Consider the following 10,051-nt stretch of genomic DNA (forward strand, 5'->3'; position numbering starts at 1 on the left):
TCCCGACCAATGCTTACATTAGCGTTACAGCCTTCGCGAGGCAAAAGCCCCGCCAAAGGCCGGAGAATACCCCAAGCCTTGGTTTTCATCACGGTCAGGCCCGTCTTGGGTTCACACAAAAGCCGGGCAGGACGTTCTTTAGTCGGTTCAACAAGACAACTGTTGCACGTTTTTTTTGGAGAAATCAGCATGCTGAAATCGAAATTGCGCCCTCTGCACGACCGGGTCGTCGTCAAACGCACCGAAGAGGAAAAGAAAACCGCCGGTGGCATCATCATCCCGGATACGGCCAAAGAAAAACCGATCCAGGGCCAAGTGCTGGCCGTGGGCAAGGGAGCCATCCAGGAGAACGGTTCCATCCGTCCCATGGATGTCCAGGTGGGTGACACGGTTCTGTTCGCCAAATACGCCGGCACCGAAGTCAAGCTGGATGGGGAAGAACTCCTCATCATGCGCGAAACCGACATCATGGGCATCATCGGCTGACCGTTTCCCGGTCTTTGATGATGGTGTGAATCCCCCAATATTTTCCGTATCCATACGAGAAGGTGAAGAGACATGGCGGCTAAAGAAGTCAAATTCGGCGAAAACGCCCGCGGCAGAATGCTGGCCGGCGTCAATGTGCTGGCGAACGCGGTCAAGGTGACCCTCGGCCCCAAAGGCCGCAACGTGGTTCTGGACAAATCCTGGGGCGCCCCCCGGGTCACCAAGGACGGCGTGAGCGTGGCCAAGGAGATCGAACTGGAAGACAAGTTCGAAAACATGGGCGCCCAGATGCTCAAGGAAGTGGCCTCCAAGACCTCCGACGAAGCCGGTGACGGCACCACCACCGCCACGGTCCTGGCCCAAAGCCTGATCCGCGAAGGCATGAAAGCCGTGGCCGCCGGCATGAATCCCATGGATCTCAAACGGGGCATCGACGCCGCGGTCGAAGCCGTGATCGTCGCCCTGAAACAGATCTCCAAGGAAGTGACCAGCTCCGCCGAGGTGGCCCAGGTGGGCACCATCTCCTCCAACAACGATGTCGAAGTGGGCCGCATGATCGCCGAAGCCATGGACAAGGTCGGCAAACAGGGCGTGATCACCGTCGAAGAGAACAAAATGCTCGAAACCACCCTGGAAGTGGTGGAAGGCATGCAGTTCGACCGGGGCTATCTGTCGCCCTACTTCGTGACCAACGCCGAAAAGATGCAGGTGGAGATGGAAGATCCCCTGATCCTGCTGGTGGAAAAAAAGGTCAGCAACCTGCAACAGATCCTGCCCGTCCTCGAAGGCGTGGTCCAGGCGGCCCGTCCCCTGCTGATCGTGGCCGAAGACGTGGAAGGCGAAGCCCTGGCCACCCTGGTGGTCAACAAGCTGCGTGGCGGTCTGAAAGTGTGTGCGGTCAAGGCTCCCGGCTTCGGTGATCGCCGCAAGGCCATGCTCGAAGACATCGCCATCCTCACCGGCGGCACCGTCGCCTCCGAGGATGTGGGCGTGAAACTGGAAAATGTCACCGTGGACATGCTGGGCAGCGCCAAATCCATCATCATCACCAAAGATGACACCACCATCATCGATGGCGTCGGCTCTCCCAACGACATCAAGGCCCGGGTCAACCAGATCCGCGCCCAGATGGAAGACACCACCTCCGACTACGACAAGGAGAAACTCCAAGAGCGTCTGGCCAAACTGGCCGGTGGCGTGGCGGTTCTCAAAGTCGGCGGCGCCACGGAAGTGGAAGTCAAAGAGCGCAAGGATCGGGTCGAAGACGCCCTCCACGCCACCCGTGCGGCGGTCGAGGAAGGCATCGTTCCCGGTGGCGGCGTGGCCCTGCTGCGTGCCCGCTCCGCCCTGGAGAACCTCAAGGTCGCCAACGATGACCAAAGAGTGGGGATCAACATCGTGCGTCGCTCCCTGGAAGAGCCGGTGCGCATCATCGCCGAAAACGCCGGGGCCGAAGGCTCCGTGGTGGTGAACAAAATCCTCGAAAATTCCACCCCGAGCTTCGGTTTCGACGCCTCCAAAGACGAGTACACCGATCTGGTGGCCCGTGGCGTCATCGATCCCACCAAGGTGACCCGTCACGCCCTCCAGGCGGCGGCTTCCGTGGCCGGTTTGATGATCACCACCGAAGCCATGGTGGCCGAACTGCCGAAAAAAGATGCGCCTCCCCCGATGCCGGGTGGCGGTGGCATGGGCGGCATGGGTGACATGGGGATGTAATCCCTTTTCCATCCAGTCGTACCCTTTTTTGGAAAAAAATATCACCCCCGGTTGCATCTCGACCGGGGGTGATTTATTGTGTAAGGATGCGTTTTTTTTATGGATGGGGTCCAGGGGCCAAGGACGAAGCCCTTGGGACTCTGAAACATAAAAATTTCATTGAAATCAAAAGATTGAAGATTTTTTATTTTTAAAGTCAAAACCCTGGGGGATGAATCCCCCAGACCCCCTCTTTTTTTTCAACAGTTTAGATCCAAAACGGGGGCGGGTTAAAAATGCCCCTCAACATCCGGCCAACAAAAGAGAGTGTCATCAATGGCGATTTTCAATCTGATCGTGGTAGGCTTCGTGATCTGGGTGTTCGTCAAGGCCGCCTCCGCCGGGCTGCGGACAGACAACACGGATCGCTATTTCCAGACCGTCAAGATCAAAACCGGGAAAAAATTCCATAATTTCTTCGGCGTTCTCAACGCCAATTTCAAATAGGCTGCGTTACCCCCCGTCATGGACGTTGCCCGCCTGATCTACGCCGACAGCGAATCGTCGGCGGATCTTTATTATGCCACGCGCTTTTTCGCGCCGGATCCCTTTTTGTTTCTTCAGGATCCCTCGGGACAAAGCCATGTGGTGGTCTCCGCCCTGGAGGTGGACCGGGCGCGACGCACCGCCCGTGCCGACCAGATCCACGAATGGGGTGAGATCAAAACCCGCTGGCAGGCGGCGCACCCGGAAGATCCCAACCCCGGCACCGAGGCGTTGACGGCCTTTTGGTTGCAGGAACTGAGCATCACCAGCCTGCGCACCCCCCGGGATTTCCCGCTGCTGATGGCCGACCGGCTCCGAGCCGCCGACATCGCGCTCCACCCCGAATCGGAACCCTTCTGGCCCCAACGGGCCATCAAGACCGCCGAAGAGATCGCCCACATCGCCGTGGCCCTGGCGGTGACCGGTCTGGGCATGGAGACCGGCATCGACACCATCCGCCAGTCCACCATCGACGACGAAGGGGCGCTGTGGCTCGATGGCGCGCCCTTGACCAGCGAACGGGTGCGGGGCGAAATCCATGCCCGTCTGGTGCGGGAAGGGGCCTCTCCCCGACATACCATCGTGGCCGGCGGCACTCAGGGGGCCGATCCCCACGAAGAGGGACACGGACCGCTCTACGCCGGTCAACCCATCATTCTCGACATCTTCCCCCGTATGGAAACCAGCGGCTACTGGGGAGACATGACCCGTACCGTCTGCAAAGGCACCCCCCCCAAACGGCTCGTGGCCATGTGGGAAGCGGTCCAGGCCGCCCAGGAGGTCGCCTTCGAACTGATCCGGGATCAAGCCTCCGGCGCCGAGGTCCACCAAGCGGTCACCGACGCCTTGACCGATGCCGGTTTCATCACCGGCACCGACGAATCGGGCCGTCAAATCGGCTTCTTTCACGGCACCGGCCACGGACTGGGGCTGGAAATCCATGAATCCCCCCGCATCGGCGCCCGGGATCAAACCCTGCAAAACGGCCATGTGGTCACCGTGGAACCGGGTCTGTACTATCCGGATCTGGGAGGGGTGCGGCTGGAGGATGTGGTGGTGGTGGATGAAGACGGCTGTCGCAACCTGACCCGTTTTCCCAAATTTCTTGAGGTCTGATTTGTCCGGTTTTGTCCTGCTGGTCCATGGCTGGGGTTTCGGAGCCGGGGTGTGGCGACCCGTGCGCCGCGCCCTGTCCGACCTGACGGTCCAAACCCTGGATCTGGGTTTCCATGGCGCTCCGGCGCTGACCATCCCCCCGCACGCCCCCTTCATCGCCGTGGGTCACTCCCTGGGCTTCCTGTGGCTCACCCGACAATTGGATCACCCCGACTTCGCCGCCCGTTGTCGCGGTCTGATGGCCATCAACGGGTTCTGCCGCTTCGCCCGCGCCCCGGATTATCCCCTGGGCGTGGCCGGACGCATCCTGGAACGCATGGCCACCCGCTTGCAGGAAGATCCGCAAGAGGTGCTGTCCGTGTTTCAACGTCAGGGGGGGCTGGATCAACCGATTCCCCTGCCCGCCACCCTGAATCCGGAAGCCCTGGCCCAGGGACTGACTTGGCTGGCCGAATGGGATACCCGCCCCACCCTCGCCCACTGGTCCAAGCCTTTGCGGGTGCTGGCCAGCGCGGACGACCGGGTGGTCACCCCGGAAATGACCCGCGCCCAGTTCGCCGCATTCCAACCCGACCCGATCCAGTGGCTCCCGGATGGGGGACATCTGCTGCCCCTGACCCGTCCGGAGTGGTGCGCCTCTCAGATCACCACCCTGGCTGACCACTGTCTGTCATGATCCGTTCCCGCAGGGTGGCGGAATCCTTCGGAGCGGCGGCCACCCGGTACGAAGACCACGCCCCGGTCCAGGCCCACGCCGCCCGACGACTGGCCCAACACCTCGCCACCCTGTCACTCCCGGAAGCTCCCCGGATTCTGGAGATCGGTTGCGGCTCCGGACTGTTAAGCCGCCATCTGCTCCGACTGTTCCCCACAGGCCATTTTCTGCTCACCGACCTCTCTTTCGGCATGCTCCAGGTGGCCCGCACCCATCTGGATGCTCCACCAGGGGGGCGACTCTCCTTGGCGGTCATGGACGGGGAAGCCCTGGCCGTGGCCGGCGGCTTCGACCTGATCGTCTCCGGATTGACTTGGCAATGGTTCAGGGATCCCATGGCCAGCTTCGCCCGCGCCATTGCCTTGCTGAATCCCGGCGGATGGCTGGTGGTCTCCACCCTGGGGGCGGAAAACTTCCCGGAGTGGCGCGCCCTCTGCGCCGCAGCCCGCCTGCCCCACGGCATGCCCGACTACCCGTCTTGCCAGGATTGGGAAAAAAGGCTTGCTCCGGAAGGAAAACTGGAAGAAGAATGGTTCCCCATGGCGTATGACTCGGCCCTGGCGTTTCTGCAAAGCCTGCGCGCCCTGGGGGCCCACCAGCCCGCCGCACACCATCGCCCGGTACCGGGAGGAGCCTTGCGACGGGTGTTGAGACCACAAGAAACCGGATTCCTGGTGCGTTACCGGTTGTTGTACATCCGGATTCAATCGTGATGTGATACCGGAGCCAATGGACAGGAGTCCAGGGGGATTATCCCCCTGGTGGGATCCAAGGGCAAAGCCATTGGGACTTTCAAACACAAAAATTATATAGAAACATTAAAAGATTTATGTTTGAAAGTCAAAACCCTGGGGGAAGAATCCCCCAGACCCCCGCTTTTCTTTCAAGAGTTGACATCCAAAAATGGATGCGGTTTCAATCCTTTCCCCCCTGGAACAACTCCCCATGCCCACCCTTGAAACTCCCGGAGGCCAATTGCACAAAGATTCCGGTCACGCTCTCCGGGGTAGGCAGGGTGGCGGGATCTTCTCCGGGAAAGACCTTGGCCCGCAGGGCCGTGGCCATGGGACCGGGATCCACCGCGCTCATGCGCACCGGACCTTGGGGGCTTTCCGCGGCCCAGGTGCGGGTCATCTGCCACAAAGCCGCCTTGGAGGCGCCATACGCACCGCGAAACGGAGCGGCTTCCATGCCCTCGCGGCACACTACCTGGATCACCACCCCGGAGTCGCTGCGTTTCAGCAACGGCATCATCTCCCGGGTGAGAAAAAAAGGAGCCGCCACGTTCACCCGGAACACCGACTCCCAGTCCGCCGGACAATGCAGATCCAACGGCGTGCGCGGTCCCACCAGCGCCGCCGCGTTGACCAGCGCATCCAGACGCCCGAAACGCTCGAACAACGCCTTGGCCACCTCCGGCACCCGTTGCAGTTCGCTTTCCAGGTTCAAAGGCACGATGCCCGCCTCACCGCCGGCGCTGCGGATGAGATCATCGGTGGCCTTCAACGCTTTCAAACGACTGCCCAGCAAAAACACCCGCGCTCCCGCAGTCGCACAGGCGCAAGCCACGGCGCGTCCCAGGCCGGAACCGGCGCCTGTGACCAGAATAATGCGATTTTCCAGTGACATGAGAACTCCTTGACATGCAAACGATCCCACCCGATCCGATCCCGCCTCAAAGCGCTCCACTGTATCACGAAACCGCGCCAAAGATCCCCGTGATTTTTCTCATGGGGCCTACCGCCTCGGGAAAAAGCCGTCTGGCCATGACTCTGGCCACCGCCTTGGGTCTGGAGATCGTCAACGCCGACTCGGTGCAAATCTACCGGGGGCTGGAGATCGGCTCCGCCAAACCCACCCCGGAAGAACGACGACTCGTTCCCCATCATCTGCTGGACGCAACCGATCCGGATCACCCCTGGTCCGCGGACCGCTACCGGGAGGCGGCCTGGGAGACGATCCGCACCCTCCACCAGCGGGGGGTGACGCCGCTGTTCGTCGGCGGAAGCGGGCTGTATCTGCGGGCCGTGGAACAGGGACTGGCCCTGACCCCACCCATCGACGAAACCTGGCTGACCGCCATCCGCGCCGAAGCCGCGCAAACCGGCTGGCCCCATCTGCACCAGCGTCTGACGACCGCAGACCCACAAGCCGCCGCCAAAATCACCCCCGGCGACGCCCAACGCATCCTGCGGGCCTTGTCGGTGTTCATGGCCACCGGCACGCCCCTGAGTACCTGGCAAAAACAGCAACCCCCGCCGCCTCCCTGGCGCCTGCTCAAACTGGCCCTCATTCCCCCCCGGACGGTCCTTTATCCCCGCATCGAGGCCCGTTTCGACCAGATGCTGCAACGCGGTCTGCTGGAAGAGGCCCAGGCCCTCCTGGCCCAAGGCTACGATCCGGGATTGCCCGCCATGAAGGCCGTGGGCTATCGACAGTTGTTTCACCATCTGACCGGAGCCGTGCCCCTGACGGAGGCCATCGACCACGCCAAACGGGAAAGCCGCCGCTACGCCAAACGGCAGGAAACTTGGCTGAAACGAGAATCCGGGGTCATCGTCTTGTCGTCGGAGCCGCCGGACGCGGAAGCCCTGGCGCACATTCGCCGCTTCATGGCCGGGGGGTGACTTGCCGCGCTCCGGAAAAGCGTTATACTCTCAAAGATTGTCATTCGTTTCCGCTCCCAGATACCGCGAGCCACTCCGTGACCCAAGAAGCCAAGATCGACCGCTCCCCGAAGCCCATGCGCGCCTTGCTGGTGCAGACCATTCCCCAGTCCGAAACCCGTGATCGGGCGGAACGGCTCGCCGAAGAGATCAAACGACTGGCGCTGAGCGCGGGACTGGTTCCGGTGGCCACCCGTTTTTTTCCGCTGCCCAAGGTCCACTCCGGCAGTTATCTGGGCAAGGGCAACCTGGAGACCCTGGCCACCGAGGTGATCGAACACGAAGCCGAACTGGTGGTGTTCAATCATCCGCTGACCCCGGTGCAGCAACGCAATCTGGAAAAGGGACTGGCGGCCAAGGTATCGGACCGCACCGGCATCATTCTGGAAATTTTCTCCTCCCGCGCCCAGACCCGGGAAGGACGCTTGCAGGTGGAACTGGCGGCCTTGCTATATCAGCAATCCCGGCTGGTGCGCTCCTGGACCCATCTGGAACGTCAGAAAGGGGGCGTGGGACTGCGGGGCGGTCCCGGAGAAACCCAGATCGAGGTGGACCGTCGCCTGATCCGCGATCGGATCCGCCAATTGGAAAAAAAGCTCGAAACCGTGCAGCGCACCCGCGCCCTGCAACGCCGCGCCCGACAGGAGGTACCTTTTTTCAGCGCGGCGTTGGTGGGATATACCAACGCGGGCAAATCCACGCTCTTCAACCGCCTGACCGGCGCCCATGTGCTGGCGGAAGATCAACTGTTCGCCACCCTCGATCCCACGGTACGCCGGATCGTGCTGCCCAACGGCGACCGGATCATTCTGAGCGACACGGTGGGTTTCATTCGCGACCTGCCCCATCAACTGGTGGCCGCCTTCCGCGCCACCCTGGAAGAGACCCTGGAGGCGGATCTGCTGGTGCATGTGGTGGATCTTTCCGATCCGGAATGGGAAGAACAGGAGTCCGCCGTCCTGGAGACCCTGCGGGAACTGGAGGTGGGAGACAAACCGATGCTCACCTTGTACAACAAATCCGACCGGCTGCCGGAAGATTCGGGACTGGTCAGCCGTCTGCAAGGACGAGACGGGGTATTGATTCTGTCATCCGTGACCGGCGCCGGCATCGACGCTCTGTTGGACACCCTGGGCCGGGAGTCCCGCAAGAACACCCGGATTTTCCAACTGACCATCCCCTCTGCCGAAGGCGCCCTGCTCGCCCGCCTCTGCCGCGAAGGCCAGATCCTGGAACGCCGCGACGACGACGCATCCATCCATCTCACCCTGGCGCTGTCTCCCATCGCACAAGGACGGCTGGAGGGGATTGTGCGGGAGTTTGGGGTGGTCATGTAAGACACCCGAGCCATTTTTGTTCCACGAGTCCTTCGAGTTTGCCATCCGTGGCATGGATGAAACCGGACAGATACTGGGGGGATGGATGAAACCGCAGGAGGAGAAACGATGACTGCCAATCTTTCCGAAAGGGTCCAATACGAAATACGTCAGTTGCCAGCCCCCCTGATCCAGGAAGTGCTGGACTTCATCGGTTATCTCGCCCATCGCCACGGCATCGATAAAGCGCAGACCGATCCATTGAAAGCCGCCCAGGAACTTTCCATGCGCAAGGTGTGGGACAACCCGGATGACGAGGTGTGGAATGATCTGTGAGCCGGGTGATCTGGTATTAATCCCCTTCCCCTTTTCAGACCTTGCTACTGACAAGAAACGCCCAGTGCTGGTCTTGACCTTTCCCGACCGCTACGATGACTTTATCGGATTGGCCGTGACATCGACCCCCATGCAAGAAGCCGCTGTACCCCTGGATCCAGCCTCGATGCTGCATGGATCGCTACCCAAACCAAGCTGGGTGCGACAGGACAAGATATACACCTTGGACAGAGGGGTCGTGATTCGAAATCTTGGGAGAGTGACACCGGAGTTTTTTTCCATGGTCGTGCGCGGATTTTGCAATATCTTCGGTTGTCATAAATCAGCATAAGAAGGTATAGATATCTCGCCATTCGTGCGCCTTATCTTGAAACTGTTCCGAATTAAGAAAACATCAAACAATTATTCCAGATCAATCATATCATAGCAATTATCACCATCCAATCTATTTCTTAGGTCTGACAATGAAATCAGACGTCCATTCTCTCGAATCTTCCAAGAATCCCATCCATTATTTTCTGATTTTGTGATTAACTTAGCCGCCGCAGACAGACTTTTACGAGAAACTCCCTCATAAACAATGTCTCCATTATGATCAATCTTTGCATTATAATTATTATTTTTATACTTTAATTCCAAAACACTACCAGAACTCAGAAGACCAGCATCCATAAGATCTTTTATGCTCACATTTTTTCTGTTATTTCTTTTCGATCTATCGTTACCTTGCAATTCATTCTTCACATCCGGAACATGAACCACCAAAGACGGAATCGTTTGAATCGAAGACAACGACCAACCAGCAACTACCCGTGGCAAAGCCGCACGCACATCATCCTTCGACAAACTCACATCCTGTGTAATAATCAGACGAATCAGGCGGTCATCTCCTTTCAGCAGGGAATCCAACACCACTTTGACCTTATCATCCACACATCGAGACTTCCATAACAGCCCGTTGATAAAACCGTTTCAATCTGATGTCGGTTGATGAATTGAAATCACGAGCAGAGCAGCGATTTCACCGTAGGCGGCCAGCCCGACACCCAAAAACAGCGCATCCCCCTCGGTCAGCAGGAACACAAAGAGGTGACGGGCATTCGCACGCTCCTTCGGAGTGTAATAGGCAAGACTGAATCTGACATTTCTGGTAGGATGGATGGAAACCAACC

At 59.6% G+C, this 10,051-nt stretch carries 13 protein-coding genes; 10 read left to right on the top strand and 3 right to left on the bottom strand.

All coding sequences use genetic code 11. From position 1 onward, the window contains the following. The first annotated feature begins 189 nt into the window (after positions 1–189). From groES to HQL98_02485, 6 genes are all read left to right on the top strand, one after another. Positions 190–486 (top strand): co-chaperone GroES, encoded by a 297-nt coding sequence (gene groES / locus HQL98_02460; protein ID MBF0270926.1) that lies wholly within the window; start codon positions 190–192, stop codon positions 484–486. A 72-nt stretch (positions 487–558) separates the two neighbouring features. Then, positions 559–2,205, top strand: a complete 1,647-nt coding sequence (groL, locus tag HQL98_02465) for a chaperonin GroEL (GenBank protein ID MBF0270927.1) — start codon at positions 559–561, stop codon at positions 2,203–2,205. Positions 2,206–2,520: 315 nt separating this feature from the next. Beyond that, positions 2,521–2,691 carry a hypothetical protein gene (locus tag HQL98_02470; protein ID MBF0270928.1) on the top strand — a complete coding sequence of 57 codons (171 nt, stop codon included), beginning with the start codon at positions 2,521–2,523 and terminating at the stop codon, positions 2,689–2,691. Between the two features lie 18 nt (positions 2,692–2,709). Further along, positions 2,710–3,846 (top strand): aminopeptidase P family protein, encoded by a 1,137-nt coding sequence (locus tag HQL98_02475; protein MBF0270929.1) that lies wholly within the window; start codon positions 2,710–2,712, stop codon positions 3,844–3,846. A 1-nt stretch (position 3,847) separates the two neighbouring features. Continuing rightward, the gene (locus HQL98_02480) at positions 3,848–4,522 is read left to right on the top strand and encodes an alpha/beta hydrolase (protein ID MBF0270930.1); all 675 of its coding nucleotides are present in this window, start codon (positions 3,848–3,850) and stop codon (positions 4,520–4,522) included. Beyond that, positions 4,519–5,274, top strand: coding sequence for a methyltransferase domain-containing protein (locus tag HQL98_02485; protein MBF0270931.1), 756 nt, complete (start codon positions 4,519–4,521; stop codon positions 5,272–5,274). Before HQL98_02480 ends, HQL98_02485 begins: the two co-directional genes overlap by 4 nt. 202 nt (positions 5,275–5,476) lie before the next feature. Here HQL98_02485 and HQL98_02490 read toward each other — a convergent pair whose 3' ends face one another. Then, a complete protein-coding gene (locus tag HQL98_02490) occupies positions 5,477–6,190 on the bottom strand; it encodes an SDR family NAD(P)-dependent oxidoreductase (GenBank protein MBF0270932.1) in 714 nt (237 codons plus the stop codon). A 14-nt stretch (positions 6,191–6,204) separates the two neighbouring features. On the opposite strand from HQL98_02490, the gene miaA reads away from it, so the two are divergent. The 4 genes from miaA to HQL98_02510 all read left to right on the top strand — a co-directional run bounded on the left by miaA (position 6,205) and on the right by HQL98_02510 (position 9,210). After that, positions 6,205–7,188: a tRNA (adenosine(37)-N6)-dimethylallyltransferase MiaA gene (miaA, locus tag HQL98_02495; protein ID MBF0270933.1), complete on the top strand. Its 984-nt coding sequence runs from the start codon at positions 6,205–6,207 to the stop codon at positions 7,186–7,188. A 116-nt stretch (positions 7,189–7,304) separates the two neighbouring features. Next, complete coding sequence (gene hflX / locus HQL98_02500; GenBank protein MBF0270934.1) at positions 7,305–8,564, top strand: GTPase HflX; 1,260 nt, start codon at positions 7,305–7,307, stop codon at positions 8,562–8,564. Between the two features lie 108 nt (positions 8,565–8,672). Beyond that, positions 8,673–8,879 (top strand): DUF2281 domain-containing protein, encoded by a 207-nt coding sequence (locus tag HQL98_02505; GenBank protein ID MBF0270935.1) that lies wholly within the window; start codon positions 8,673–8,675, stop codon positions 8,877–8,879. Next, positions 8,869–9,210 (top strand): type II toxin-antitoxin system PemK/MazF family toxin, encoded by a 342-nt coding sequence (locus HQL98_02510; protein MBF0270936.1) that lies wholly within the window; start codon positions 8,869–8,871, stop codon positions 9,208–9,210. Before HQL98_02505 ends, HQL98_02510 begins: the two co-directional genes overlap by 11 nt. A gap of 71 nt (positions 9,211–9,281) precedes the next feature. On the opposite strand, the gene HQL98_02515 is transcribed toward HQL98_02510, so the two are convergent. Together HQL98_02515 and HQL98_02520 are read right to left on the bottom strand one after the other, a co-directional pair. After that, a complete protein-coding gene (locus HQL98_02515; protein MBF0270937.1) occupies positions 9,282–9,812 on the bottom strand; it encodes a DUF2924 domain-containing protein in 531 nt (176 codons plus the stop codon). Positions 9,813–9,851: 39 nt separating this feature from the next. After that, positions 9,852–10,051, bottom strand: a 200-nt coding sequence (locus HQL98_02520) for a hypothetical protein (GenBank protein MBF0270938.1), incomplete at its 5' end; no start/stop codon positions are given.

It is taken from the genome of Magnetococcales bacterium, from assembly GCA_015231755.1.
Taxonomy (GTDB): domain Bacteria; phylum Pseudomonadota; class Magnetococcia; order Magnetococcales; family Magnetaquicoccaceae; genus Magnetaquiglobus.